The 25991-nt window shown below is 36.9% G+C and carries 27 protein-coding genes; 16 read left to right on the top strand and 11 right to left on the bottom strand.

Features of this window, described 5'->3' with window-relative positions:
- The first annotated feature begins 2 nt into the window (after nt 1-2).
- The 6 genes from IEV69_RS01165 to IEV69_RS01140 all read left to right on the top strand — a co-directional run bounded on the left by IEV69_RS01165 (nt 3) and on the right by IEV69_RS01140 (nt 3562).
- A complete protein-coding gene (locus tag IEV69_RS01165; protein WP_188438625.1) occupies nt 3-440 on the top strand; it encodes an ATP-dependent zinc protease family protein in 438 nt (145 codons plus the stop codon).
- Nucleotides 430-1302, top strand: coding sequence for a 30S ribosomal protein S6--L-glutamate ligase (rimK, locus tag IEV69_RS01160; protein ID WP_188438623.1), 873 nt, complete (start codon nt 430-432; stop codon nt 1300-1302). The genes IEV69_RS01165 and rimK overlap by 11 nt, the downstream gene beginning before the upstream one ends.
- A gap of 9 nt (nt 1303-1311) precedes the next feature.
- A complete protein-coding gene (locus tag IEV69_RS01155; protein WP_188439006.1) occupies nt 1312-2262 on the top strand; it encodes a succinylglutamate desuccinylase/aspartoacylase family protein in 951 nt (316 codons plus the stop codon).
- A gap of 12 nt (nt 2263-2274) precedes the next feature.
- Nucleotides 2275-2838, top strand: a complete 564-nt coding sequence (locus tag IEV69_RS01150; RefSeq protein WP_188438621.1) for a 5-formyltetrahydrofolate cyclo-ligase — start codon at nt 2275-2277, stop codon at nt 2836-2838.
- A gap of 45 nt (nt 2839-2883) precedes the next feature.
- Entirely contained in the window at nt 2884-3159 is a 276-nt protein-coding gene (locus IEV69_RS01145) for a CD225/dispanin family protein (protein WP_188438619.1), read from the top strand.
- Between the two features lie 91 nt (nt 3160-3250).
- Complete coding sequence (locus IEV69_RS01140; RefSeq protein ID WP_188438617.1) at nt 3251-3562, top strand: DUF2752 domain-containing protein; 312 nt, start codon at nt 3251-3253, stop codon at nt 3560-3562.
- On the opposite strand, the gene IEV69_RS01135 is transcribed toward IEV69_RS01140, so the two are convergent.
- The 7 genes from IEV69_RS01135 to gdhA form a co-directional block, all read right to left on the bottom strand.
- Nucleotides 3537-4193: a lipoprotein signal peptidase gene (locus IEV69_RS01135; RefSeq protein ID WP_188438616.1), complete on the bottom strand. Its 657-nt coding sequence runs from the start codon at nt 4191-4193 to the stop codon at nt 3537-3539. The two genes, IEV69_RS01140 and IEV69_RS01135, sit on opposite strands and share 26 nt — an antisense overlap.
- 56 nt (nt 4194-4249) lie before the next feature.
- Nucleotides 4250-4633, bottom strand: a complete 384-nt coding sequence (locus IEV69_RS01130) for a TraR/DksA family transcriptional regulator (protein WP_188438614.1) — start codon at nt 4631-4633, stop codon at nt 4250-4252.
- Nucleotides 4634-4638: 5 nt separating this feature from the next.
- Nucleotides 4639-8040, bottom strand: a complete 3402-nt coding sequence (gene ileS, locus IEV69_RS01125) for an isoleucine--tRNA ligase (RefSeq protein WP_188438612.1) — start codon at nt 8038-8040, stop codon at nt 4639-4641.
- Nucleotides 8041-8098: 58 nt separating this feature from the next.
- A complete protein-coding gene (locus IEV69_RS01120; protein ID WP_188438610.1) occupies nt 8099-10498 on the bottom strand; it encodes a TonB-dependent receptor in 2400 nt (799 codons plus the stop codon).
- A 2-nt stretch (nt 10499-10500) separates the two neighbouring features.
- Nucleotides 10501-11223, bottom strand: a complete 723-nt coding sequence (gene recO / locus IEV69_RS01115) for a DNA repair protein RecO (RefSeq protein ID WP_188438608.1) — start codon at nt 11221-11223, stop codon at nt 10501-10503.
- Nucleotides 11223-13511 (bottom strand): type IX secretion system anionic LPS delivery protein PorZ, encoded by a 2289-nt coding sequence (gene porZ, locus IEV69_RS01110; RefSeq protein WP_188438606.1) that lies wholly within the window; start codon nt 13509-13511, stop codon nt 11223-11225. The genes recO and porZ overlap by 1 nt, the downstream gene beginning before the upstream one ends.
- A 114-nt stretch (nt 13512-13625) precedes the next feature.
- Nucleotides 13626-14969, bottom strand: coding sequence for an NADP-specific glutamate dehydrogenase (gene gdhA, locus IEV69_RS01105; RefSeq protein ID WP_188438604.1), 1344 nt, complete (start codon nt 14967-14969; stop codon nt 13626-13628).
- 163 nt (nt 14970-15132) lie between these two features.
- Here gdhA and IEV69_RS01100 point away from each other — a divergent pair, with 163 nt between their 5' ends.
- Nucleotides 15133-15915, top strand: coding sequence for a THC0290_0291 family protein (locus IEV69_RS01100; protein ID WP_188438602.1), 783 nt, complete (start codon nt 15133-15135; stop codon nt 15913-15915).
- Here the strand turns inward: IEV69_RS01100 and IEV69_RS01095 are convergent.
- On the bottom strand, nt 15912-17054 hold the full coding sequence (locus IEV69_RS01095) for a cystathionine gamma-synthase (protein ID WP_188438601.1): 1143 nt from the start codon (nt 17052-17054) through the stop codon (nt 15912-15914). The two genes, IEV69_RS01100 and IEV69_RS01095, sit on opposite strands and share 4 nt — an antisense overlap.
- A 101-nt stretch (nt 17055-17155) precedes the next feature.
- Here IEV69_RS01095 and IEV69_RS01090 point away from each other — a divergent pair, with 101 nt between their 5' ends.
- The 3 genes from IEV69_RS01090 to IEV69_RS01080 are packed head-to-tail and all read left to right on the top strand — an operon-like array spanning nt 17156 to nt 19177.
- Nucleotides 17156-17911 (top strand): DUF3298 and DUF4163 domain-containing protein, encoded by a 756-nt coding sequence (locus IEV69_RS01090; RefSeq protein ID WP_188438599.1) that lies wholly within the window; start codon nt 17156-17158, stop codon nt 17909-17911.
- Between the two features lie 26 nt (nt 17912-17937).
- On the top strand, nt 17938-18297 hold the full coding sequence (locus tag IEV69_RS01085; protein WP_188438597.1) for an arsenate reductase family protein: 360 nt from the start codon (nt 17938-17940) through the stop codon (nt 18295-18297).
- Entirely contained in the window at nt 18284-19177 is an 894-nt protein-coding gene (locus tag IEV69_RS01080; RefSeq protein WP_188438595.1) for a DMT family transporter, read from the top strand. Before IEV69_RS01085 ends, IEV69_RS01080 begins: the two co-directional genes overlap by 14 nt.
- Here the strand turns inward: IEV69_RS01080 and IEV69_RS01075 are convergent.
- Nucleotides 19169-19645, bottom strand: coding sequence for an acyl-CoA thioesterase (locus IEV69_RS01075; RefSeq protein WP_188438593.1), 477 nt, complete (start codon nt 19643-19645; stop codon nt 19169-19171). The genes IEV69_RS01080 and IEV69_RS01075 overlap by 9 nt on opposite strands.
- 70 nt (nt 19646-19715) lie before the next feature.
- On the opposite strand from IEV69_RS01075, the gene IEV69_RS01070 reads away from it, so the two are divergent.
- The 6 genes from IEV69_RS01070 (at nt 19716) to IEV69_RS01045 (ending at nt 24522) form a co-directional block, all read left to right on the top strand.
- Nucleotides 19716-20675, top strand: a complete 960-nt coding sequence (locus IEV69_RS01070; RefSeq protein WP_188438591.1) for a YheT family hydrolase — start codon at nt 19716-19718, stop codon at nt 20673-20675.
- Nucleotides 20676-20714: 39 nt separating this feature from the next.
- A complete protein-coding gene (locus tag IEV69_RS01065; protein ID WP_188438589.1) occupies nt 20715-21572 on the top strand; it encodes a YicC/YloC family endoribonuclease in 858 nt (285 codons plus the stop codon).
- Entirely contained in the window at nt 21572-22153 is a 582-nt protein-coding gene (gene gmk / locus IEV69_RS01060; RefSeq protein ID WP_188438587.1) for a guanylate kinase, read from the top strand. Before IEV69_RS01065 ends, gmk begins: the two co-directional genes overlap by 1 nt.
- Nucleotides 22154-22156: 3 nt before the next feature.
- Nucleotides 22157-22750, top strand: coding sequence for a nicotinate (nicotinamide) nucleotide adenylyltransferase (gene nadD, locus IEV69_RS01055; protein WP_188438585.1), 594 nt, complete (start codon nt 22157-22159; stop codon nt 22748-22750).
- A gap of 266 nt (nt 22751-23016) precedes the next feature.
- The gene (locus IEV69_RS01050; RefSeq protein WP_188438584.1) at nt 23017-24012 is read left to right on the top strand and encodes an NAD(P)H-dependent glycerol-3-phosphate dehydrogenase; all 996 of its coding nucleotides are present in this window, start codon (nt 23017-23019) and stop codon (nt 24010-24012) included.
- Nucleotides 24013-24033: 21 nt separating this feature from the next.
- Complete coding sequence (locus IEV69_RS01045; RefSeq protein WP_188438582.1) at nt 24034-24522, top strand: hypothetical protein; 489 nt, start codon at nt 24034-24036, stop codon at nt 24520-24522.
- Between the two features lies 1 nt (nt 24523).
- On the opposite strand, the gene IEV69_RS01040 is transcribed toward IEV69_RS01045, so the two are convergent.
- Entirely contained in the window at nt 24524-24919 is a 396-nt protein-coding gene (locus IEV69_RS01040; RefSeq protein WP_188438580.1) for a hypothetical protein, read from the bottom strand.
- A gap of 3 nt (nt 24920-24922) precedes the next feature.
- Nucleotides 24923-25942 (bottom strand): phenylalanine--tRNA ligase subunit alpha, encoded by a 1020-nt coding sequence (pheS, locus tag IEV69_RS01035; RefSeq protein WP_188438578.1) that lies wholly within the window; start codon nt 25940-25942, stop codon nt 24923-24925.
- Between the last annotated feature and the right edge of the window lie 49 nt (nt 25943-25991).

Below are 25991 nucleotides of genomic sequence, written 5' to 3'. Positions count from 1 at the left end.
TTTTGAAACAAACAATTGGCAGGATAGACAAAGCAGATTTTCCATTGTTGGAACTGTATCAGATTGCCGTAAAAACTGATACCGGTGCTTATACCTCCTCAATTCATTGCAAAAATGTAAAAGAAGAAAACGGAGTTTTAAAATGTAACTTTTTGGATGAAGAACATCCCGATTATGACGGAAAAGAAATCATTTTTAAAAACTATGAAACAACACGGGTCAAAAGCAGTAACGGTTCAGTACAAACACGCTACAAAATAAAAACGACTATAACTCTTTTCAACAAAAATCACGATATATTTTTAACCCTTTCAGACAGGGAAGAAATGAAGTTTCCTGTGCTTTTAGGCAGAACTTTTTTAAATAAAAGATTTGTAGTCGATACAAGTTTAACTAATTTATCGTTCAAACAACAACAACAACAACGAAATGAACATTAAAATCCTTTCGGGTAATCCCGGTCTCTATTCAACAAAAAGACTCGTGGAGGCCGCAAAAAAAAGAAATCATAACGTGGAAATTATTGACCACGCTAAATGTGATATTGTCATTGAAAAAAAGAACCCCTGCATTTATTATAAAGGGCATCTTGTAAAAGACACTGATGCCGTTATTCCCAGAATTGGTGCTTCAGTTACATTCTACGGAACCGCAGTTGTAAGACAATTTGAAATGATGCGGGTTTTCACAACCACCGAGTCACAAGCTTTAGTTCGATCCAGAGACAAATTAAGAAGCTTGCAAGTGCTTTCACGTGCAGGATTGGGGCTTCCCAAAACAGTATTCACAAACTACTCTAGAAACACCCAGGATGTAATAAAACACGTGGGAGGAGCGCCACTAATCATTAAACTTTTAGAAGGTACACAGGGACTGGGAGTGGTTTTAGCCGAAACGAACAATGCGGCAGAATCAGTTCTTGAAGCATTCAATGGTTTACAAGCCCGTGTGATTGTTCAGGAATTCATCAAAGAAGCCGGCGGTGCAGACATCAGAGCGTTTGTGGTAGACGGTCAGGTTGTTGGTGCAATGAAACGTCAAGGCAAAGAAGGTGAATTTAGATCCAATCTTCACAGAGGGGGTACTGCAAGTGTAATTGAACTCACCGATGAAGAAGAAAATGCCGCCATCAAAGCTGCCCGTGTTATGGGATTGGCTGTTGCCGGAGTGGATATGTTGCAATCATCCAGAGGACCGTTAATTCTTGAAGTAAACTCTTCACCGGGACTTGAAGGAATTGAAGCCGCTACAGGAAAAGACATTGCAAAAAGTATCATCAGATACATCGAAAGAAGCATTTAAAAACCAACTATCTTGAAAATTTTAGGTGAAAATATTGCATTGGGTGAAAGTAAAACCATCCTTTTTAATATTGCCAAGCTCTACACGGCAACAAACGTTGAAATTCCAATTATTATTGAACGTGCCCAAAAGCCAGGGCCCACAATACTCATTACTGCAGGAATTCATGGAGACGAAATAAACGGAGTCGAAATAGTGCGACAACTCATCGCTAAAAAAATAAACAAACCCAAAAAAGGAACAGTTATTTGTATTCCAATTCTCAATGTTTTTGGGTTTTTATCCATGAGCAGACAATTTCCGGATGGTCATGACTTAAACCGTGTTTTCCCAGGAACAAAAAAAGGATCACTCGCCAGCCGGGTTGCACATCATTTTACAACAGAAATATTACCACACGCAGACTATTGCCTGGACTTTCACACCGGGGGAGCCAGCAGATTCAATGCAGCTCAAATAAGAGTAACACCCAATGATTATGTGGCCTTAAAATATGCAAAAGTATTTAACGCGCCCTTTATAGTGATGTCTAAAACCCTCGAAAAGTCCTATCGCCAAACCTGTCTAAAAATGGGAACTCCTTCGCTGTTGTTTGAGGGGGGCAAATCATTGAGCTGTGATCGGGATATTATTGAATATGGTGTGCATGGGGTAATGAGGTTTTTGGATCATTTTGCAATGCTGCAACATAAATTTAAAATTCCTACTCAAGAACACAACCCTGTTGTAATTGAAAAAAGCACCTGGATAAGAGCACATAAAAGTGGATTGTTACACACTAAAGCAAACTGTAATAAATTTGTACAAAAAGGAGATATTTTAGCTTCAATAACTGATCCTTACGGTGAAATGAAAGTGCGAGTTAAAGCCCCTAATGACGGCTACATAATTAATGTAAATCAGTCACCTATTGTGCACCAGGGGGATGCCATTTTTCACATTTCAACGCTCGTATCTTAACCTGAATTCAAAATGAACAAAACAGCGCTAAGAAAAAAATATCTTCAATTGAGAAGTGAATTTTCAATAGAAGAAATTGATGACAAAAGCATACAAATTGCAAACATTGCACTAAAGCTTCCCATTTGGCAATTCAACAACTACCATATATTTTTAAGTATTACTGAAAAAGGAGAAATAAACACAGAATATATCCTTCATATTTTACAGGGCAAAGACAAAAACATTGCCGTTCCAAAAACAGATGTAAAGACAAATTCATTAAGTCACTTTCTGTTGACAGACAATACCAAAATTGAAACAAATAATTGGGGAATTCCTGAACCGAAAGATGGCATTCCTTTTCCAGAAAATAAAATTGAGGTAGTATTTATTCCGCTGCTCGCCTATGACAAACTGGGAAACCGGGTGGGTTATGGAAAAGGGTTTTATGATCGATTTTTAGCCTCTTGTAAAAAAGATTCTATCAAAATCGGCCTTTCACTATTTGCTCCTGAATCATCCGTTATTGCTGTTTCAGAAACAGACATCCCTTTAGATTATTGCATTACTCCTGAAGAAGTTTACTGCTTTTAGAAATTTTCCTATCTTAGTGTCTTTCAACTCTAACTAATAAAAACCATGGAAAACCAACCTTCAACTCCGCCTGACAATAATTTAGTTTGGGCTATTTTATGCACTGTTTTGTGTTGCCTGCCCCTTGGAATTGTTGCAATTATTAAATCCTCAAATGTAAATACATATTGGGCACAAGGTAATTATGAAGCCGCACAAAAGGCGGCAGATGACGCTAAAAAGTATTCCATCTGGGGTGCTGCTATTGCCCTGATAGGCATTGTATTGTATGTTCTATTTGTAATAATACTTGGTGTAGGTGGTGCATTTGCTGAATTCTAAAACGTTTTTAAAAGCCATACTCCCACTACTTTTATTGGGAGTATTGTTTTTTGTTTATTATGTTTTCAATCCAAGTCAATCTTCCTTTTTTTTGCCCTGCCCTTTAAAATACACAACTGATTTGTATTGTGCCGGTTGTGGTTCACAAAGAGCTATTCACCATTTAATGCATTTTGAAATCTTTGCTGCATTTAGATACAACCCCATATTGATTTTGAGTATACCTCTGTTGATTTATGCTTTGATTGTAGAGTATCTAAATTTTGCTTTTGGAACCAAGCACAGAGTGAAATTGTTTTACAGTAATGTGTTTATTGTAGTCTATTTTGGAATCGCAATCGTATATTCAGTTTTGAGAAATATTCCGGAAGAACCTTTTAAGTATCTTGCTCCTTTGAATTAACTTCAGAAGTTGAGTGTGCTTCTGTTTCCTCTTTTGTCTCTTTTGGAAACGCTCTTTTATTGAAAACAACTAACAATCCTACTCCGGTACTTATGGCAACATCAGCCACGTTAAAAACCGGATCAAAAAATGTAAAATAATCACCTCCCCAAATGGGAATCCACTCAGGTAAATAGCCTTTATAGAGTGGAAAATATAACATGTCAACTACTTTACCGTGAAATAAAGTGCCATAAGCTTCTTCTGAAAAGAGTGTCGCAACCTTACGGTAACTATCGTCAAAAATCACTCCATAAAAAACAGAATCAATGATGTTTCCCATTGCACCGGCAAATATCAGAGAAATGCCAACAATTAGAATGCGCGACATTTTTTTTCTGATTGAATCCCATAACCAGTAACCAATGGCTACAATAGCTATCAACCTGAAAACAGTTAGAATTAGTTTACCATACTCACCGGGAATTTTGGCTCCCCATGCCATGCCTTCATTTTCGATAAAAAGTATGCGAAACCATTCAAAGACCTTGATTTCTTCACCCAGCATAAAATGCGTTTTGATATAAACCTTAGAAACCTGATCTATAAGCAAAATCAAAAATATGATGAGCCCGGCCTTTTTTAAAGTCATAGAGTATTGCAATTAAATATTGTGAGGTAGTAAAACGCATTTTTATAGGCGTTTTATTACATCTGCATGTTTTTAGCCTCTATGCTTAGTGTTGCGTGAGGAACTAGTTTGAGTCGTTCTTTAGAAATTAATTTTTTTGTGACACGGCAAATACCATATGTCTTGTTCTCAATACGAACCAATGCATTTTTCAAATCCCTGATGAACTTTTCCTGTCTGATTGCCAATTGAGAGTTAGCCTCTTTAGACATTACAGAACTTCCTTCTTCAAAAGCTTTGAAAGTGGGCGAGGTATCATCTGTACCATTATCACCATCATTCATATAGGCGCTTTTAATGAGTTCTAATTGCTCCTGTGCTTTTTGAATTTTTTCAACAATAATTGCTCTGAACTCTTCTAGTTCAGCGTCGCTGTATCGGGTTTTTGTTTCTTCGCTCATGTTCTTTATATTTTTTTAATTACCAATTTGGTTTCTACATCATCAAAATTTATTTCAAGCCCTTCTTGAATGTGATCAGTTAATAGTAGTGAATCTGCTAGTGTTTCTGTTTTGATGTAAGTCGCATTCTTACTAACTGCGTTACTGATCAAATCACTCTTTTGAATTGTAATTTCAATTTTATCAGATACTTCAAATCCTGAATCTTTTCGGAGGTTTTGAATGCGGTTTACAAGTTCTCTGGCAATCCCTTCATTTCGCAAATCTTCTGATATAGTAATATCTAAAGCGACTGTTAAGGCACCGCTATTTGCTACCAGCCACCCTTCAATATCCTGAGAACTTATTTCAACTTCAAGGCTCTGCAAAGTAACACTTTTTCCGTTAATTTCTATGGAAATTTCACCTTGTTGTTCAATTTCTTTAATCTGATTTTGTCCAAAATTCATGATGGCATTTGCTACTGTTTTCATGTCTTTGCCAAATCGAGGTCCTAGAACTTTAAAGTTTGGTTTTATTTGTTTTACCAAAATACCTGAATCCTCGTCAATCAAATCAATTTCTTTGACATTCACTTCAGATTTTATCAAGTCTGCCATTGCCAAAATCTCTTCACGCTGTGCTTCATTCAATACCGGAATCATTATTTTTTGGAGGGGTTGTCGCACTTTGATTTTTTCTTTTTGTCGAAGAGATAAAACAAGCGATGAAATAGTCTGGGCTTTTTGCATTTTGCTTTCCAGTGCCTTATCAATAAAGGACGCATCAAATGTTGGGAAATCTGCTAAATGCACTGAACTTGCTGCATCCTTTTTGACAGAACCACTTAAATCCTTGTACAATCTGTCCATAAAAAACGGAGCAACAGGTGCACTCAATTTCGCGACATTTACCAAACAACTGTACAAGGTTTGATAGGCCGAAATTTTATCAGTGCCATAATCACCTTTCCAGTAACGGCGTCTACTAAGACGAACAAACCAATTGCTCAAATTTTCCTGTACAAAGTCAGAAATGGCACGGGTGGCCTTTGTGGGTTCATAATCGTTATAAAAAGTATCTACTTTTTCAATGAGTGTGTGCAGTTCTGAAAGAACCCAGCGATCAATCTCAGGACGTTCATTTAATGGAACATCAGGTTCAGAATAATCAAAGTCATCCAGATTGGCATATAGACTGAAAAAACTATAGGTATTATATAAAGTTCCAAAAAATTTTCTTCTTACTTCAGCGATGCCCTCAATGTCAAATTTCAGATTATCCCAGGGGTTTGCGTTACTGATCATGTACCATCGCGTGGCATCTGGTCCATAGGTAGAAATGGTTTCAAAAGGATCAGCAGCATTGCCTAAACGTTTGGACATTTTTTGTCCGTTTTTATCTAAAACCAGCCCGTTTGAGACTACGTTTTTATAAGCAACATCGTCAAAGGTCATCGTGGCAATAGCATGCAGCGTATAAAACCAACCACGGGTTTGATCAACACCTTCAGCAATAAAATCGGCTTTTCTCCAGGTATTTTCCACTTTTTCTTTATTTTCAAATGGGTAATGCCATTGGGCATAGGGCATACTCCCACTATCAAACCAAACATCAATCAAATCGCTTTCGCGCTTCATAGGTTTTCCGGTTTCAGAAACCAAAATAATTTGATCGACGTAGTTTTTATGAAGGTCTATTTTTTCATAATTATCTTCAGACATATCCCCTGAAACAAACTCCGGGAAAAGGTCTTTTTCCATGACTCCGGCGGTGATGGCTTTTTGCATTTCTGCTTTCAACTCTTCAGCAGAACCGATGAGTTTTTCTTCTTTACCGTCCTCTGTGCGCCAAATGGGCAACGGAATTCCCCAGTAACGCGAGCGGGAAAGGTTCCAGTCGTTGGCATTGGCCAGCCAGTTTCCAAAACGACCTTCGCCTGTGGCTTTGGGTTTCCAGTTGATGCTTTTGTTTAACTCAAACATACGGTCTTTAAAGTCAGTGACTTTTATAAACCACGAGTCGAGTGGGTAGTATAAAATGGGTTTGTCTGTACGCCAGCAATTGGGATAGCTGTGCACGTATTTTTCAACCTTAAAAGCTTTGTTTTCTTCTTTAAGTTTGATGGCTAGTTCTACATCCACTGATTTTTCGGGAGCTTGATCATCGTCATAGTATTCATTCTTCACATATTTACCCGCAAATTCACCCAGTTCAACACGGAATTTTCCTTGCAAATCAACCAGAGGTACCAAATTTCCGTTTTCATCTTTTACCAGTAATGGCGGCACTTCAGGAACGGCTTGTTTGGCCACCAAGGCATCATCAGCACCAAATGTTGGTGCCGTATGCACGATACCTGTACCGTCTTCAGTAGTTACAAAATCACCCGAAATTAAACGGAAAGCATTTTCAGGATTGTTATGAGGTAACGCATAGGGCAATAATTGCTCATATCGTATACCTTCGAGGTCTTTTCCTTTGCAACTGGCAGCAATAAAGAAAGGTATTTTTTTATCACCTTCTTTAAAATCATTTAGTTCACTTTCGGTTTCTGCGAGTTGAAACTTTTTGTCAAATTGCTTGTTAATTAACGCTTTTGCCAGCACTACATTGATGGGCTCAAAAGTGTACTGGTTAAATGTTTTTACCAACACATAATCAATTTTTGGTCCTACGGTCAATGCTGTATTACTTGGCAAGGTCCAGGGAGTGGTTGTCCAGGCCAGGAAATAAACAGCTCCAAAGCCTTGTAAAACCTCAGGCAAGGTGTTTTTTACAGCTTTAAACTGTGCCGTCACCGTAGTATCTGTCACATCCTGATAAGTTCCCGGTTGGTTGAGCTCGTGTGAACTTAATCCAGTTCCCGCTTTAGGGGAATAGGGCTGAATTGTGTAACCTTTGTATAGTAAATTTTTATTATAAATTTGCTTAAGCAACCACCACACCGTTTCCATATACTTGGACTTGTAAGTGATGTAAGGGTCACTCATATCGACCCAATAGCCCATTTTTTCGGTAAGGTCGTTCCACACATCGGTGTAGCGCATCACGGCTTTTTTACAGGCGGCGTTGTAGTCTTCAACACTAATTTTTTTTCCGATGTCTTCTTTGGTGATTCCCAATTCCTTTTCCACTCCAAGCTCAATGGGTAGGCCGTGTGTGTCCCAGCCTGCTTTGCGCTGTACCTGAAATCCTTTTTGGGTTTTATAACGGCAAAAGATGTCCTTGATGGCACGCGCCATCACGTGGTGAATTCCGGGCAAACCATTTGCTGATGGTGGTCCTTCAAAAAAGATATAGGGCTCCTTGCCTTCGCGTGTAGTAATGCTTTGTTGAAAAATGTGTTCCTGTTTCCAAAAATCCAATACTTCATCAGCCACTTTTGCCAAATCCAATCCTTTATATTCAGGAAATTTCTTGCTCATCGGGTGCACTTTTTATTTAAGGTTGCGAAAATAAGCAATTTAGAGGAAATATCCTTGTTTAAAATGAGTACTTCACCGAAGCAATAAAATTCCTTCCCGGTGCAGCAATTCCTGAAGAATAGGTGCGGTATCGCTGGTCTGTAATATTTTCAAGAGAAGCTGAAAATTGCATAGTATCTGTCAATTGATATTGAGTCGCCAAATTGAGCATGTACCACCCGGGTGAGTACAAATCATCGTTGGTGTTTATTGGGTATAATTCAGGCTTGTTGGCTTCAGAGGGTGCCATATTAACTGCTCTAATCTGGCCGCTGTAACGGGCAAAAGCATCTATTTTTAAACGTTTATTTTTCCAAATCAGATGAGTATTTCCAAATTGTGGAGGTGCGTGGCGCAAAGGGGCTTTGTCACCATTGTCCAGTTCTTCATAACCCCTGGCGATGGTGTAATTTGAACTGAGACTTAAATTTTCACCAAAATTGATTTTCAAAGAAGCTTCAAAACCATATACACGAGCATCGGCGGCGTTTTGAATGGCTTGGACATTGCTTAATTCACCCTGATAGATGATTTCAGTTTCGCCGTTAAGGCTAAAATCACGACGCACTAGTGCGTTGTCGAGTTTGGTATAAAAAGTGGCCATTTCTACTTTTAGGAGATTTTCAAAATTGAGTATAGCACCCAATTCACCGTTATAGGAATATTCCGCTTTTAAATTGGGATTGGGCACAACCACATTTCCGGGTTCTGAATCAAATGTTTTTCCGACATCATCAATGTTTGGTGCTCTGAAAGCTGTTGAAAAGTTAGTGCGCAATCCCAACAACTTACTGGCTTGAAAAGCAAAACCAATACTTCCCGTAAGGTTTCCGGTATTGATTTCAATATCTTTAAAGGGAAAATCATAAAAACGGTTCTCAAAAGTAGCGTCTATTATAAAATGACTGTAGCGTAATCCGGCTTGAAGGTTCAATTTAGGGAGTAACTTCCAATTTAGACTGGAATGTGCTGCTATGGATTGCCAAGTGGAACCATCGGGATAGCGTGAAGCAGTTTCAGTCGTCTCATTTGTGTCAATATTTGTAAGGTTTCCTGAAGAAGTTACTTTGTTATGAACATACTCAAAACCATAAAAGACATTGACTTCATTAATCTTTTTGGTAAAATCAAGATTGGTAGAAATAGCATCTACATTATCATTGGTTTTATACAACTCATTCGAATCCACACCTCTATTGTTTCTGCTTTCTTCAAAGCGTTGATAGGCTACAATTAGTTTGGAATCATCATACAAAATGCTTCGGCTTTTTCGCTCCAATTGTAGGTTGCTTGAAAACCACCCTTGGGGGCCATAATACCACTCAGCATCTCGCAGGTTGCCATTTCTTTCACGAGTGAGACGATCATAGCGTGAATAGTCTGATGTTTCTGAATACAACAAGTTTAAAGTAAAATCCCAAACTTCATTGGGCATAAATCTCACTTTTTGAGCTAAACTGAGTTGGTCATAACCGGTGGGTTTTTGAATCAGTGGATTTGTGTTTTCGGTTTGAAGATCTTCACCTTCAATTGTTTCAATGTAAAAATTGCGAAGGTAATCGTCGGGCCCATGTTTTCCCATTCTTAAATCGCCAAAATCACTATAAGAAATACTGCTCAAAAAAGCCCATTCCTTGAATCCGAAATTCAAATCTAAGTGTCCGGATTTCTCTTCATTGGCAGTAGAAAAACGGGCAACAGCATTTCCTGAAAAAGCCATTCCCTCTTCAAAAGAAAATTTGGGTTTCAGGGTGTAAAAATTCATCACTCCACCCACGGCATCACTTCCATAAACCACGGACCCGGGACCTAAAATGACTTCAGTATTGTCTACTACAAACGGATCAATTGACAGGATGTTTTGTATGTTTCCCCCTCTGAAAATAGCGGTATTCATACGCACACCGTCTACGGTCATCAAGAGTCGATTTGTTGAAAAGCCTCTTATCATAGGGCTTCCGCCTCCCAGTTGGCTTTTTTGCACAAACACTCGCCCGCTGTTACTTAGTAAATCTGCAGCGGTTTGTGGTTGAGAAAAAAGAGCTTCTTTAGCAGTAATGGCAACTATGGATTGTGAAATTTCGTTTCGCTTTTGTTTAAATTTTGAAACAGATAGTATGATTTCATCCAGTTGACCTGTTTCAGGAATCAATAAAATTGGCGCTCCATTTTTTTGAATTTCTTCTTTCGTTAAAACGACATTTTTATAGCTTGTGTGCTGGAAATAAATTTCTTCTTTAGAATCAAAGGGAGTAATTGAACAATATCCGTCTAAATCTGAAATGCTGCTTTTTGACTTGTTTGCATTGTATATTAAAACACTGGGAATTGGCTCCAGGGTTTCACTGTCAATTAATCTTATTTGCTGAGAATATACAAACGATACAGAAAATATTAGAAAAACTAATGACAGTCTCATTATCAGTTAAATATTTGATGCAAAACAGCGAGTGATTTTGGCTTTTTAAACCCTTGAATATGCAATTGAAAATAAAGCAATAATAAATCAAGCGTATTTTGACGTTGTTTCTTGGTTAGTTTTAAAGCTGTTATGTCATCAAATTTTATGCCGAAAAGTTGTTTTAACCCTTGGTTTTCGGGAGTTAATTCCACACAATATATATTAGAAATGTCTTGTTGAAAAATTCCTTCTACGGGGTTAAATATTGGTTGTTTGATAGTTGAGGTATCTGGTGAAAATCCTAAATATTCAGTTAGTTTTAAAAGAAATAATATGTGAAAACTGGCATAACTTTCATTTTCATCAAGCCATATAAGGGATTCTTTTAAAAATAAATAGAGAGAATCATTGGGTTCTTCTTCAATTATACTTTGCTTCAAAACTTCTGACAGAAACAAAACCAACGCTGATTTTGCAACATTGGAGTGAAGTGTCTGATAGGGATAATCAACTTTGACTTCCCGTAAATATTCTAATGTTCCTTTGTCTTTGTGAAGTGCTGTTATTTCCAAAAGTGTTAAAGGTTGAAAATAGGATGCTCTGATTTTTCCTTTTTTTGATTTAAGCACTCCTTTTAACAAGTAACTTTTAATTCCGAAACTCTTTGTAAAACACTTTACGATCAAATCTGCCTCTGCATATTTTACAGTTGAGATTACAAGTGCTTTGGTGTTGACAAGCATTATCTTACAATCATTACTTTGGCAACTTTGGTTTCCATTGCATCATCTGTAGTAGCCAATATAAAATAAACCCCGGATGAAACTTTATATCTGCCAAAAGCTGTTGTGTCCCATTGTAAACTTCCCCCTTCAGAGACTTGTTCATATACAAGATTTCCGTTTACGTCGGTTATTTTTACATTAGCGCGCGCGGTAAGCCCGTCTATAGTAACACTCCCGTTGAAATTTGGCCTCACTGGGTTTGGGAAAGCCCTTAGTGCTTCCAGTGATTCATTGGGAGCAGTAGTGGTTCCATTAAAAGCCATTAAGCCGTTGGCCGTTGCAAAATACACCACTCCACTTTGAGGATCGATTGCAATATCTTGGACATTATTTGAGGGCAATGGTGAGTTGTCTTTGTTAAAACGCAACAACGTTTCCTGACCATTTGAGGACACATAAAAAACACCTGATGTAGCAGTGGCAATCCATTTATTATTGGCTCCATCCACTTCAATATCGGTAATGGACTGTTCAAACAATAACTCCTGTGGGACTCCATCATCATCGAGAATTATGATGGGCTGTGCGTCAACATTGGCATTTTCCTGAAAGAAACCGCCCACATTAAACAACACTCTCAAACCTCTTAGTGTACCTATCCAAGCTTGATTTCTATTGTCAATTGTTACGGCTCTTACATTTTTATCAGGGAGGTTTCCATTGCCAAAATCTTCCATTATTTTTTTAAACGCTCCTGTAGTTGGGTTGTATCCAATAAGTCCGTTATTTAAACTGGCAAAAAAGACAAATCCTTCTCTGGTAATATCCAACTTATTTAATCCCACTTCAGAAGGGGGATCAGGAATAACACTTGTTAAGTCATACCCTTGAATCTGACCACTTGCTGAAAGCTTATTCAAACCATTTTCAACTCCTGATTGCACAAACCATAAATTACCGGAATTGTCAAATTCAGAGCCAAATATTCTAATACTTCCTCCCGGGTTATTGGATGTTACAAAACCGGGTTCCAATGCACTATTTGTTTCATCAAACAAAATGGTTGGTATGGAATCAACCAGCTTTAATAATCCATCATTCATAGATCCGGCATACACTTCAGAAGGATTATTGGGATCAATTTTTACATAAGAAATCGATTTGGCTCCAAAAAGCTCTTCATAAGGAACGTTAACCCATTTGTTGTTGATGAATTGACTCATCCCTCTTTCGTTTAACGGAAATGGATTAAAAGTGAGTGTTACTTCTCCAAATACAACCCATAGCTGCCCGGGTGTTGCATCAATTGCAAAAGGCTTATTGAGTATGGGACCATCGGGTAGGATTTGCTCTGCTTGGTTATTTCCAAAAGGAACCTCAAGTACTCCATATTGATCAGTAGCAAGATAAATATTATTATTATAAGCCAAAGAATTTGACAAACCATATTCTTCATAATCCATTACAGAGTTAACAGAAGCTACCTGGTCTAAACTCAAATCAAATACTGTTGAACTTGTTTCGGAAGTGACTGTTAAATAATTCTCTGAAGTATAAATGTTCTTATTGGGTTCACTGAAGTTTGCAATAATTGTTGCATTGCCGTCTTCAAACTGAAGCAGGCGTGAATTAAAATCAATTCCGTATAAAAAATCTCCAAAACTCTGTATTCCAATCATTCCTGAAGGATAATAATCAAACCACTCTTCAAAGTTTATGAGATTGGGGTTATTAACATCTGCTCTTTTAATTTTATTACCCATTGCCGCAAAAATATAACCATCCAAAACAGCTGTTTGGTTGATGCGGGTTTGAGTTCCTAAATCACCTATAAAATAAGAGTCTCCAAATTCAAGAGACGTAAGGTCATATACAGAAATACCAAAATCAGTTGAAATGTATAAATTACCATTAAATTCATTGAAATGATTGATGCGTTTTCTATTAGGAGGAATGGTTGGCTTGTCTAAAATGTCAATTACCTTCAACACTGTGCCATCATCCAAGACAAGCTCAATTAAGCCATTTTGGTAGCCAATGGCTGTAATATTAAACCCTTCACTGTAATAGATTGAAGAAATTAGCTCTCCTGAAAGTCCTTGAATGGTAGTAATGGTGTTTATTTCAGAAGTAATTAAATCATAAGTAAAAACAGCATTTTCTGAAGCTGCATATAATTTATCATTGCCTTCGGCTAAATCGACCACATTTGAAAACGAAAATAATGCGGCCCATTGGTTTTCAAATGTTTGAGCATTCATGCCAATGGCGCAAATTATGAATAGTAATTGTAATATTTTCTTCATAAAGAAATAAAAACGACTTTAACAATTAACAGACTAAAATAGAAAATATTGCAATGAGTAAAAACAAAAAACCACCCGTTTTTAAGGGTGGTTTTTTCATTCTTAAGAAAAAAGTTAAACAACACCTTGTGCCAACATAGCGTCTGCTACTTTTACAAACCCGGCGATGTTTGCTCCTTTTACATAATCAATATATCCGTCTTCACGAGTGCCATATTTTACACAGGCATCGTGAATATCTCCCATAATTCTATAGAGTTTTTGATCCACTTCTTCTGCAGTCCAATTTAAACGCAAAGAGTTTTGAGACATTTCAAGTCCAGAGGTAGAGACACCTCCGGCATTGGAAGCTTTTCCGGGAGAGAAAAGAATTTTTGCTTTTTGGAAAACCTCAACAGCTTCAGGGGTAGTAGGCATATTTGCTCCTTCACCCACACATATACAACCATTTTCGACCAAAGTTTTTGCCTCCTCTTCGTTCAGTTCGTTTTGAGTGGCACAAGGCAATGCAATATCACATTTTTCACCCCAAGGTCTCTTCCCGTCAAAATACTTTGCATTAGGGTATTGATCTACATACTCACTGATTCTTCCTCTTTTTTCGTTTTTCAACTCCATTACAAAAGCAAGCTTTTCACTGTCTATACCATCATTGTCTAAAATATATCCACCCGAATCTGAAAGGGTAATCACTTTTCCTCCTAACTGGGTTGCTTTTTCAGCTGCAAATTGAGCCACGTTTCCTGAACCGGAGATTACAATTGTTTTTCCTTTCAAACTTTCGCCTCTTAATTGCAACATACTTTGTGTAAAATAAACATTTCCATAACCGGTTGCTTCAGGTCGCATAAGAGAGCCCCCATAAGAAAATCCTTTTCCTGTCAAAACCCCGGTAAACTCATCTCTTAACCGTTTGTATTGTCCAAACATAAAGCCAATTTCACGTGCTCCAACACCAATGTCACCGGCGGGCACATCTGTATTTGGACCTATGAATTTACTTAATTCTGTCATTAAACTTTGACAAAAACGCATCACTTCAGCATCTGATTTTCCTTTAGGATCAAAGTCTGATCCTCCTTTACCTCCACCCATTGGAAGGGTTGTTAAAGCATTTTTAAAAGTTTGCTCAAAGCCCAAAAACTTTAAAACACTAAGGTTTACTGATGGGTGAAAACGCATACCACCCTTATAGGGTCCAATAGCAGAATTAAACTGCACTCTGTATGCTTTATTAATCATTATTTCTCCATTGTCTGCAGTCCAAGGAACTCTAAAAATAATAACACGTTCGGGCTCAACCATACGTTCAAGTAGTTTTTTGCCCTGGTATTTTTTATTTTCTTCTATAAATGGAATTACTGTTTCTGCTACTTCTCTAACTGCCTGAAGAAATTCGGGTTCATTAGGGTTTGATTTTTCAACTGAAGCAACGAAGTTTTTAATACTTTCTGTCATCTTATATAATTTTGCGTAAACGATTTCGTTAATTTGAATGCAAATATAAAGGAAATGAAGTAATTAGTTTTTGATAATAATCATATATTACAGTTTTTTAATTAACATCTTACTTATATTTGTTTTTATATATTTGCTAAGTCTCAAGTAACTCTATTCCATCATGAAAACCAACTATTTTGTTTTGGTGATTTTTCTTTCAATCTTCTTCCAGCAGGAGACCTTCTCGCAGTTTGGTTTTTCTCATGAAGTAGGTGTAATTACAGGTCCCGTGATTTTCTATTCAGATTATGGGCAAAGAAACAACATTGAAACCAATATGAAAAATGTGGGTTATGGAGTGGGGTTAATTCACTATATGAATTTTGCTTACCGTGCCGATTGTAATTGCTATACTCGTGACACCTACTTTAACGACCATTTTAAAGTAAGAACAGAAATATCATATCACACTTCCAAACTTGAACACTTTGGAAGATGGGTTGATCCTTCCAAAACATCTCTTACTGCTGATCAACTAAGAGGTATGAGAGGGTCCACTTCAGTTTTTGACATTGGGTCTCAATTGGAGTATTTCCCACTTAGTATCAGAGATTTTGTTGCAGGGAGTTATAAAATTGCTCCTTTTGTGAGCCTAGGTGCTCATTGGGTAAATTATAGCCCTGATAATTATACAGAATTTGTACCCACTGAAATTGGGCAACCACTTTATCCCGATAAATATGGTGAAGACGCAAGAACCACCAAACCGGGAACAACCTGGTCTGTAGTGTGGAGTTTTGGTTTCAGATATAAACTTACCAGAATGAGTGACTTAATGCTTGATGGTCGCTGGCAATATTACTTTTCAAACTGGGTGGATGGATTAAATCCAGACGTACCCGAAAACAAAGCAAATGACTGGATTTACTGGCTAAATATCGGTTATGTATTGTATTTAGACTAACCCAAAGCTTGTTTTAAATCTGCAATTAAATCGTCTTGGTCTTCTATACCAACACTCAATCTTATTAAGGAATCTACCACTCCGGTTTTTTCACGTTCTTCTTTAGGAATTGAAGCATGCGTCATGCTTGCAGGGTGTCCCGCTAAAGATTCAACACCTCCCAAAGATTCAGCCAATGTAAAAATTTTGAGATTTTCCACAACTTTAATGGCATCTGCCATCACATTTCCTTTTGTGGTAAAAGAAATCATCCCTCCAAAATCTTTCATTTGAGCTTTGGCTATTTCATGATTTGGATGAGAAGGCAATCCCGGCCAATATACTTTTTCTACTTTTGGGTGAGACGCTAAGAATTCTGCAACTGCATTACCATTTTCACAGTGCCGTTGCATTCTTAAATGAAGTGTTTTGATTCCTCTTAAAACCAAAAAGCAGTCTTGAGGACCACAAATGCCCCCACTGGCATTCTGAATAAAATACAACTGCTCGGCAAGTTGTTTATCTTTCACTACCAGTGAACCCATCACAACATCGCTGTGCCCTCCTAAGTATTTAGTTGCTGAATGCATCACTATATCAGCACCCAGTTCAAGTGGCAACTGTAAATAGGCCGTAGCAAAAGTATTATCAACTGCTAAAAGAATATTGTGCTTTTTTGCAATTTCTGAACAGGCTTTTATATCGATGATTTTCATCATAGGGTTGGTGGGTGTTTCTACCCAAAGCAAGCGGGTGTTTTCATTGATATAATTTTCAATTTGAGAAGCATCCTGCATTCCAACGAAATGGAATTTAATGCCAAATTTCTCAAACACTTTTTTAAAGAGGCGATAGCTCCCACCATACAAATCGTTTGTGGAAACCACTTCATCACCCGTCTTTAAAAGCTTTATAACGGCATCAATAGCTGCCAGACCTGAGCCAAATGCCAAACCATAATTTCCGTTTTCAATACTTGCCAATGCATTTTCCAGTGCCGTTCGGGTAGGGTTTGCGGTTCTGGAATAGGCAAACCCATTGTGCTTCCCAGGGGTGGTTTGAGAATAAGTACTCGTTTGATAAATTGGCGGCATCACAGAGCCATAAGCAGGGTCAACATTGTGTTGGCCACCATGAACTGTTTTAGTGTTGAACTTCATATAAGTTATTTTAACTATTTAAAACCACATAAATGTAAGGGATAATATGGTCAATTTTAAATCAAAATGTATCTTTAGCCATTGTTTAACAAGTTGCTTTTATGAACCGAATTATCCCCCTGCTGCTTGCTGTGGTTTTAGCAAGCAGTTGTTCTTTTGAAAAACCTTTACAATTTGAAACTAAAACACTCACTCAAGATGATTTTGAAATATGTGCCTCCTCAAGATGTCCAACAATCAATATAGAATATCTTGAAGCAAAGGAAAACGATGCAAAATCAACTGCTGTAAATTCAAAAATTGAAGACATTATCATCTCTAAAATAACAGCTGCTGAAGACCAAACTTCTGAATTTCAAAATATCCATGAGGCTTTAGTTTATTTTATTGAAGACTTTAAACAATACGAATCAGATTTTGGAAACTCATTTATTTCCTATGATGTAGATATATTTATGAGGGTTCTGTACCAATCAGAAACTTTTGTGTCTATTGAAGTTAATTACTACTTGTTTACCGGAGGTGCACATGGTTACAGTGGAAATACTTTTTTGAACTTTGACGCACAAACAGGAGAATATCTTGACAAATCACAACTATTTTTAAATGAAAAATCGTTGTTGGATTATTGTGAATTAAAATTCAGAGAGTTGTATGGTATTGCACACGGTAGAACAATTAATACCACTGGATTTTGGTTTGAAAACAATGCATTTCATCTGCCCGAAACAATTGGATTTACAGATTCAGAAATGATTATACATTACAACCAATATGAAATAGCCAGCTATGCAGAAGGCCCAATAATTTTAAATATTCCGTTGATTGAAATTGAGCAGTTTATAAAGTATCGCTAACTTTGTGACTTTCTAAAACCGTTATTTTGAAAATCTTTTTTTATTTATCTACCTGTTCTACTTGTAAACGAATAATGGAAACGCTACCTCTGGATTCCAGAGTGAGCCTGCGTGATATGAAGCAAAACCCAATTTCCGAAAATGAGCTGGAAACATTGAAAGCCCTTTCTGGAAGCTATGAGTCGTTGTTTAATAAAAGAGCCCAGCTTTACAAACAACGAGATTTAAAAAACAAACAACTCTCAGAGGACGATTATAAAGACTTGCTTCTGGAGCACTATACGTTTTTAAAACGACCGGCACTTGTGTTAGAAAATCAACTATTTATAGGAAACGCATCAAAAACTGTTGAGGCAGCCAAAAAAGCACTTAATGAACAGCCGTAGCCTGGCTCTTTTGGCTGCAACCGCAGCCGGCACAATATATGGCATGAATCACAGTATTGCCAAGGGGTTGATGCCACAATACATTGAACCTTATGGCTTTATTGTTCTTAGAGTGGGTGGTGCTGCGATTTTATTTTGGATAATCTCCCTGGCATATCCCAATGAAAAAATTGATCCCAAAGACTGGAAACGGCTTTTAATTTGTGCCCTCTTTGGAATGGCCATCAATATGTTGATGTTTTTTAAAGGACTCAGTCTTTCAACACCCATCAACAGCTCGGTTATTATAACCCTCTCACCTGTATTATTGCTGGTGCTGTCTGCCATTCTAATTAAAGAGAAAATCACTTTGCTTAAAACATCGGGAATTGTAATTGGTCTTGCCGGTGGTCTTATATTAATATTATTTGGCGAAAAAGAGCAATTCAATGCTCCCAACATCCCCTTGGGAAACCTGCTCTTTATTATTAATGCAACAGCTTATTCAATTTATTTAATTTTAGTGAAACCCCTCACTGCAAAATACAGTTCAATCACTTTAATGAAATGGTTGTTTTTGTTTGCTGTAATTATAAATCTTCCCATAGGTTTCAATGAATTTACAAAAGTGGAATGGACAACCCTTCCCTTTGATGTTATTATTAAAATGGGATTTGTAGTTGTAGGCACTACTGTTTTAACTTACTTGTTTAATATCTATGCTTTACGACAGTTAAAAGCCTCCACAATTGGTGCCTTTATCTATCTGCAACCTGTTATAGCTGTTATTTATGCTGTTGTGATTGGTGCAGATTATCTAACACCCATACGGGTTGTTGCGGCCATCTTAATATTTGCAGGGGTATATATGAGTTCCCGCAAACCAAAAAACTTAGCTTAAATGTTGAGGTGACTTTCCATGCTTTCGGGTATCATTTTTAGTAAGCACTTTGAAGTCGCTGGTTTTTTCAAGTGAACCCCATCGTTCAAGTAACTCCTTAGGCAAAGCGGTTAGTTTACGTTCTTTCATATCTATCCATCCACCCATGATTTCACAGCTGGCAAAATTTTTCCCGTGTGAATCATAAAAATTATGTAAAAACTCAAAATACATGCCATCCTCAGACAAGCCTTTAAGTTGTAATGAGACTGTGATGGGTTTTCCAACAAAAACTTCTTTGAAATAATAGATATGTTCATAAAAAACAACCGGTCCTATGTTATAGTGAAGCATCTCTCGCTGTCCCAATCCATGATCCATCAAAAACCCCATTCTGGTGTGGCTCATAAAATTGATATAGGCGCTATTGGCTAAGTGCCGGTTGGCATCAATATCACTCCATCTTATTTCAAATTCTTTAGTGTACATTGCATAAAATTTTTACAAACTTAATTAAATTTGCTGTGCGTGCATAGCAATTGTGAATAAATTAAACTCAATGCCATTAGTAAAATCAACTTACAAACCACCCATTCTTTTTAGGAGTGGTCATCTTTCAACTATTTATTCATCAAAACTGCGAGTACCTCCTCCACTTTATCAAACGCGAGAACGTATTCATCTTAAAGATGGCGATTTTTTAGACATCGATTGGAGTTATTCACAAAACAAAAGCCATCAACTGGCAATTCTTATTCACGGACTGGAAGGAAATGCACAACGCCCTTATATGAAAGGTGTGGCAAGTTATCTAAACAAAAACGATTGGGACACAGTAGCTGTCAACCTGAGAGGTTGTAGCGGCGAACCTAACAAACTTTTTAGATCCTACAATGCCGGTTCAACTGAAGATTTGGAGGCTGTGCTTCAGCATATTTTTAAAAACTACCACTATAGCAGTATTGTTTTAAATGGGTTTAGTTTGGGCGGTAATTTAATCCTTAAGTATTTAGGGGAAAGAAAAACCCTTCCAGTCGAAATCAAAAAAGCGGTTGTTATTTCAACACCGTTAATGCTCGATAAATCGTTGGAAGAATTAAATAAGTTTTCAAATAGTATTTATGCCCGGTTTTTTTTGAAAAGCTTACGCAAAAAAATTAAAGAAAAAACGGAAATGTTCCCGAATGAAATTTCTGAAAATGAGCAGAAAAAAATTAAAACTTTACTCGATTTTGACATGGTTTACACCTCAAAAGCACACGGATTTAAAGATGCATATGAATATTATCATAAAAATAGTAGTTTGCAGTTTTTACCTGAAATAAAAATTCCTGTGTTGATAATTAATGCGCAAAATGATAGCTTTCTTTCACCCGCTTGTTTACCATACGACCTTGCTGAACACAATGAATACATCCATCTGGAAACACCAAAGTATGGCGGGCACGTTGGTTTTTTTGACAAAAACAACGTCTATTACAATGAAAAACGAACCCTCGACTTTATCAAATCGCTTTAAGTCAATTTAATTACCTTTGCAAAACCATAAATTTTAGCAATGATACAATCCATGACAGGTTTTGGGAAAGCTATCAAACAACTTCCCGCAAAAAAAATAACCGTTGAAATAAAATCCCTCAACAGTAAAAATCTCGATTTAAACGCTCGTATTCCTTCAGCTTACCGGGAAAAAGAACTTCAAATGCGCACAATAATCGCTAACAAGTTAGAGCGTGGAAAAGTCGATTTTAACCTATATATCGAGCTCTCGGGGGAAGAAACCTCTTCTCAGGTAAACATTCCTGTGGTGGAAGAATACATAAAACAACTCAGCATGGTAGTAAATGGTGATCGCACCGAATTACTAAAAATTGCGATGCGAATGCCAGACGCTTTAAAAACTGAACGTGAAGAAATTGATGAGGAAGAATTCAAGCAAATTACTGAAACAGTTGAAGAAGCTCTCAATGAAATTTCAACCTACAGGAGCGATGAAGGTGAAATTCTGAAAAAAGATTTTATTCTAAGAATCAAAAATATATCTGAACTATTGCAAAAAGTAATTGCAATGGATCCCGAACGCATTCAAGGGGTAAAAGAGCGACTACGAAAAGCTATAAACGACCTGAAAGATCAAGTAGATGAAAACCGATTTGAGCAGGAGCTCATTTACTATCTTGAAAAATATGATATCACTGAAGAAAAGGTGCGGCTGGAAAACCATCTAAATTATTTTTCAGATGCACTCCACTCACCAGATTCAAACGGTAAAAAACTGGGGTTCATTTCTCAGGAAATTGGCCGTGAAATTAATACGATTGGCTCAAAATCTAACCATGCCGCAATGCAACAATTGGTAGTACAAATGAAAGACGAGCTTGAAAAAATAAAAGAACAATTATTAAACGTGCTATAATGGAAGGAAAAGGGAAGCTCATTGTTTTTTCAGCTCCTTCGGGTTCAGGAAAAACTACCATTGTTCAGCACCTCTTGGCTCAAAAGGATTTAAACTTGGCATTTTCAATTTCTGCTACTTCACGAGAACCCCGCGGAGAAGAAAAAGACGGGCAGCACTATTATTTTATGAGTTTTAAAGAATTTAAACAACACATAAAAGATGATAACTTTCTTGAATGGGAAGAAGTATATCGCGATAATTTTTATGGCACATTGAAATCTGAAATTGAACGTATTTGGGGTGAAGGTAAACATGTTATTTTTGACATAGATGTAGTGGGCGGTTTACGTATAAAAAAGAAATTTCCAAAAGAAACCCTCGCCGTATTTGTAAAACCTCCCAGCGTTGACGAACTAAAGCGACGACTTAAAAAACGAAAAACCGAGAGTGAGGACAAAATAAACATGCGCATCGCAAAAGCATCAATAGAACTTGCAACAGCACCGCAGTTTGACTATGTTATTGAAAATAACAATCTGGAAATTGCACTACAGGAAGCACATGACTTGGTGGCAAATTTTATTAATTCAAACAGTTGATTTGTGTTAAAACCAAAAAAAATAGGCTTGTATTTTGGGTCCTTTAACCCCATTCATATTGGGCATTTGATTATTGCAAACCATCTGGTTGAATATAGTAACCTTGATGAAATATGGCTTGTGGTAACTCCACATAACCCATTTAAAAAGAAAAAAACTTTGCTGGAAGACCATCACCGTCTTGAATTGGTTAATAAAGCCTGTGAGCACTATAAAAAACTTAAATCCAGTGATATTGAATTTAAATTACCACAACCCAACTACACAATAAACACACTCATTCATCTTTCTGAAAAATTTCCAGAAAATCAGTTTTGTCTTTTAATGGGTGAAGACAACCTCAACACCTTTCATAAATGGAAAAACTTTGATGTGATTTTAAAACATCACCCTATTTATGTGTATCCAAGAAAAACTGATAATGGCCACGAAAATCAATTCTCCAATCATCCAGATATTGTACATATCGAAGCACCCATCATGGAAATTTCTTCCACTCACATTAGAAAAGCAATCAAAACCGGAAAAAATATAAGGCCCTTGCTGCCAGCCGAGGTTTGGAATTACATTGATGAAATGAATTTTTACAGGAAATAAAAAACCGCCCTTGTTGAGAAACAAGAGCGGCTTTCAAACTAAATAACCAACCAAAAAACCTTCACTACTTTTCTGTATAAACAGAAGTTTCACTTGGGTTTCTTATTTAGAAAAACGCCCATATTGCTTTTTAAATTGTATGTGAAATCCTAATCTGTTGTTAAATTTTAGTCATCAAAACTTTCTCTCTTTTTAAGAAAAGAAAACCTGAACGCTTTTAGAAATATAAAATATGTATTTTTGAGGTTCCTTTAAAATTCAGTAAAATGAAAGAGCATCCAAGTTTTGCAGTTATTGGCGGAGGAAGCTGGGCTACTGCTATTGTAAAAATGCTATGTGAAAATCTTCCAAAGGTGAATTGGTATATGAGAAGCATTTACGCCATTGAACACATCAAAAAAGAAGACCACAACCCAAATTACCTAAGTTCAGTTGAATTTGACACCAAACAACTCTCTTTAAGCAATGATATCAACAAGGTAATTAAAAATGCAGATGTGGTTATTTTTGCTGTTCCTTCTGCTTTTTTAAGTAATGAATTGGAAAAGTTAAGTGTATCACTAGAGCAAAAGATTATATTTTCCGCCATCAAAGGAATTGTACCAGAAACCGGTTTAATTGTCGGCGAACATTTTAACCAAAAATACAATATCCCTTTTGAAAATATTGGTGTTATTACCGGCCCTTGTCACGCTGAAGAAGTCGCATTGGAACGACTTTCATACATCACTGTTGCCTGTGCAGACGAAGAAAAATCCAAAATGGTTGCCAAGTACTTGAGCAGCGATTATATAAAAACTACGACTAGCGATGACGTGATAGGCGCCGAATATGCCGCAATGCTAAAAAACATTTATGCCATTGCCGCAGGGATTGCTCACGGTTTGGGCTATGGAGATAATTTTCAGAGTGTTTTGATGAGCAACGCCATCAGGGAAATGAAAAAATTCATTAGAAAGGTTTATAAAATGAAACGCAATATCAACGACTCGGCCTATTTGGGGGATTTATTGGTGACGGGTTACTCCACCTTTAGCCGTAACCGCATGTTTGGCAATATGATTGGTAAAGGCTATACCGTTAAAAGTGCCCAAATGGAAATGAGCATGGTAGCTGAGGGTTATTATGCAACAAAAAGCGCTTGGTTAATCAATCAAAAAAATAAGGCTAAAACCCCTATTATCAATGCGGTTTATGACATTCTTTACGAAAACAAAAACCCTAAAAAAGTGTTTAAAAAGTTGACAGAGAAGTTGGATTAAATATCTATTTTTATAAAAAATATGAATTACACCAATCGCTTTTTACTACTCATTATTTGTGCCGGCATTTTTAGTTCATGTTTTACAAATAAAATGGTAACAAAAAAACCGGGGATCTCAATAAATAATATAAATTATACTTTAACTAAAGTTGCCCAAAATGGAAGGATAAATCATGGACCGGGATATGCTGTTGTAAAAGATAAAGAAACAGGAAAAAATGGTAAGTTTTATTTGATTGAACTGACAATGAAAAACCTTTCAAAAGATGAAAAAAAGTTTGACCTAACTAAAGTTTGTTTATGTGATGTCAAAAAAAATTGTTTCACCCCAACAAGAATAGAATTAAAGTCCATTATAGATTTACCATCAAAAAGAATTATCACTCTTAAACCCAATAAAAAAAGGGGAAGAAAACTTATATTCGCGGGACCCAAAAATTTCCAGCCCAAATATGTTTTATTAAACTCTGAAAGTGAGGAACTTATTGAGTTTGAGTATGAAATATAGTCTATTTCGCAAGTATACCTTCACTCACGAGCAAAGGGATTGCATTTAAATTTTCATCTTTGATGGTATAAGCTTCAAACACAAAAGTGCGGTCATAGAGTTTACCATTTGCAAAAAAACTAAGTAAGAATTCATTTTTAAAAGGTAAAACTTCCTCGGTGATAAATTCAACTTTTCGGTGGGATTTTGGCTCTAGGATACCCAAGCCATGACGCAGAGTAGCTGTTTTTTGTTCATTTGAAAAACCTCTGGAAACTATAATAGTAACTTCCATCGTTAGGTTACTGTTGTTAATCAGGTGAATGTTCCAGCTTTGGTTTAAAAAGGCTTCGTCCCACTCTTTTACTGCTGCAATGTGAATGTCTTTTACTTCTGGAAATTCAATGTCTTTTTGCATTTTTTACAACGCACTTTTAAACTGTTCTAAAAACCGTATATCGTTTTCATAAAACATTCTGATGTCACCTATTTGATAAAGCAACATAGCAATTCTTTCAATACCCATTCCAAAAGCAAAACCAGTATAAACATCGGTGTCAATGCTGCAATTTTTAAGCACATTTGGGTCTACCATCCCACAACCCATAATTTCTAGCCAGCCAGTGCCTTTTGTAATTCGGTGGTCTGTTTCAGTTTCAAGACCCCAGTAAATATCAACTTCGGCACTGGGTTCTGTAAAAGGGAAGTATGAAGGTCGCAGCCTGATTTTAGACTTACCAAACATTTCAGTACAGAAATAAATTAAGGTTTGCTTTAAATCGGCAAAGGAAACGTCTTTATCAATATAAAGACCTTCTACCTGGTGGAAAATACAGTGTGAACGTGCCGAAACGGCTTCATTTCTAAATACCCTTCCCGGTGAAATAGTCCGGATGGGTGGTTTGTTTTCTTCCATATACCGCACTTGTACTGATGAAGTGTGAGTTCTCAAAAGTACATCAGGGTTGGTTTGAATAAAAAAAGTGTCTTGCATATCACGCGCGGGATGATATTCCGGTAAATTCAATGCTGAAAAGTTGTGCCAGTCGTCTTCAATTTCTGGGCCTTCTGAGACATTAAAGCCAATGCGCGAAAACACTTCAATAATTTGATTTTTTACAATGGAAATCGGATGTCTTCCACCTATAGAAATGGGATCGCCCGGCCTGCTTAAATCACCATAAACCCCTTTATCCTCAAGCTTGCTTTCAAGTTGAGATTTGAACATATCAACCCTTTCCTGTGCAACTTGTTTTAGTTGATTGACAGCTTGGCCAAACTCTTTTTTTTGTTCGTTGGGCACTTCTTTAAATACTGCAAAAAAATCATTTAGAATTCCTTTTTTACCAAGGTATTTAATACGAAAATCCTCTACCTCTTGCAGAGTAGTTGCTGTAAATTTTTCTGCCTCGGAAATGGCCTCTCTTATTTTTTCCAACATCTTTATGCGATTTAAAGTGGGTAAATTTAAAAATATATATTCAGAAGTG

It is taken from the genome of Planktosalinus lacus, from assembly GCF_014640155.1.
GTDB classification, from domain to species: Bacteria; Bacteroidota; Bacteroidia; order Flavobacteriales; family Flavobacteriaceae; genus Planktosalinus; species Planktosalinus lacus.
This window is presented reverse-complemented; position numbering and strand designations above follow the sequence as displayed.

Bases quoted from the DNA above. Each gene is read 5' to 3' on its own strand.
- rimK (WP_188438623.1), top strand. From the start codon at position 430: ATGAACATTAAAATCCTTTCGGGTAATCCCGGTCTCTATTCAACAAAA.
- IEV69_RS01150 (WP_188438621.1), top strand. From the start codon at position 2,275: ATGAACAAAACAGCGCTAAGAAAAAAATATCTTCAATTGAGAAGTGAA.
- IEV69_RS01145 (WP_188438619.1), top strand. From the start codon at position 2,884: ATGGAAAACCAACCTTCAACTCCGCCTGACAATAATTTAGTTTGGGCT.
- IEV69_RS01135 (WP_188438616.1), bottom strand. From the start codon at position 4,193: ATGACTTTAAAAAAGGCCGGGCTCATCATATTTTTGATTTTGCTTATA.
- IEV69_RS01130 (WP_188438614.1), bottom strand. From the start codon at position 4,633: ATGAGCGAAGAAACAAAAACCCGATACAGCGACGCTGAACTAGAAGAG.
- ileS (WP_188438612.1), bottom strand. From the start codon at position 8,040: ATGAGCAAGAAATTTCCTGAATATAAAGGATTGGATTTGGCAAAAGTG.
- IEV69_RS01120 (WP_188438610.1), bottom strand. From the start codon at position 10,498: ATGAGACTGTCATTAGTTTTTCTAATATTTTCTGTATCGTTTGTATAT.
- recO (WP_188438608.1), bottom strand. From the start codon at position 11,223: ATGCTTGTCAACACCAAAGCACTTGTAATCTCAACTGTAAAATATGCA.
- porZ (WP_188438606.1), bottom strand. From the start codon at position 13,511: ATGAAGAAAATATTACAATTACTATTCATAATTTGCGCCATTGGCATG.
- gdhA (WP_188438604.1), bottom strand. From the start codon at position 14,969: ATGACAGAAAGTATTAAAAACTTCGTTGCTTCAGTTGAAAAATCAAAC.
- IEV69_RS01100 (WP_188438602.1), top strand. From the start codon at position 15,133: ATGAAAACCAACTATTTTGTTTTGGTGATTTTTCTTTCAATCTTCTTC.
- IEV69_RS01095 (WP_188438601.1), bottom strand. From the start codon at position 17,054: ATGAAGTTCAACACTAAAACAGTTCATGGTGGCCAACACAATGTTGAC.
- IEV69_RS01090 (WP_188438599.1), top strand. From the start codon at position 17,156: ATGAACCGAATTATCCCCCTGCTGCTTGCTGTGGTTTTAGCAAGCAGT.
- IEV69_RS01080 (WP_188438595.1), top strand. From the start codon at position 18,284: ATGAACAGCCGTAGCCTGGCTCTTTTGGCTGCAACCGCAGCCGGCACA.
- IEV69_RS01075 (WP_188438593.1), bottom strand. From the start codon at position 19,645: ATGTACACTAAAGAATTTGAAATAAGATGGAGTGATATTGATGCCAAC.
- IEV69_RS01070 (WP_188438591.1), top strand. From the start codon at position 19,716: ATGCCATTAGTAAAATCAACTTACAAACCACCCATTCTTTTTAGGAGT.
- IEV69_RS01065 (WP_188438589.1), top strand. From the start codon at position 20,715: ATGATACAATCCATGACAGGTTTTGGGAAAGCTATCAAACAACTTCCC.
- gmk (WP_188438587.1), top strand. From the start codon at position 21,572: ATGGAAGGAAAAGGGAAGCTCATTGTTTTTTCAGCTCCTTCGGGTTCA.
- IEV69_RS01050 (WP_188438584.1), top strand. From the start codon at position 23,017: ATGAAAGAGCATCCAAGTTTTGCAGTTATTGGCGGAGGAAGCTGGGCT.
- IEV69_RS01045 (WP_188438582.1), top strand. From the start codon at position 24,034: ATGAATTACACCAATCGCTTTTTACTACTCATTATTTGTGCCGGCATT.
- IEV69_RS01040 (WP_188438580.1), bottom strand. From the start codon at position 24,919: ATGCAAAAAGACATTGAATTTCCAGAAGTAAAAGACATTCACATTGCA.
- pheS (WP_188438578.1), bottom strand. From the start codon at position 25,942: ATGTTGGAAAAAATAAGAGAGGCCATTTCCGAGGCAGAAAAATTTACA.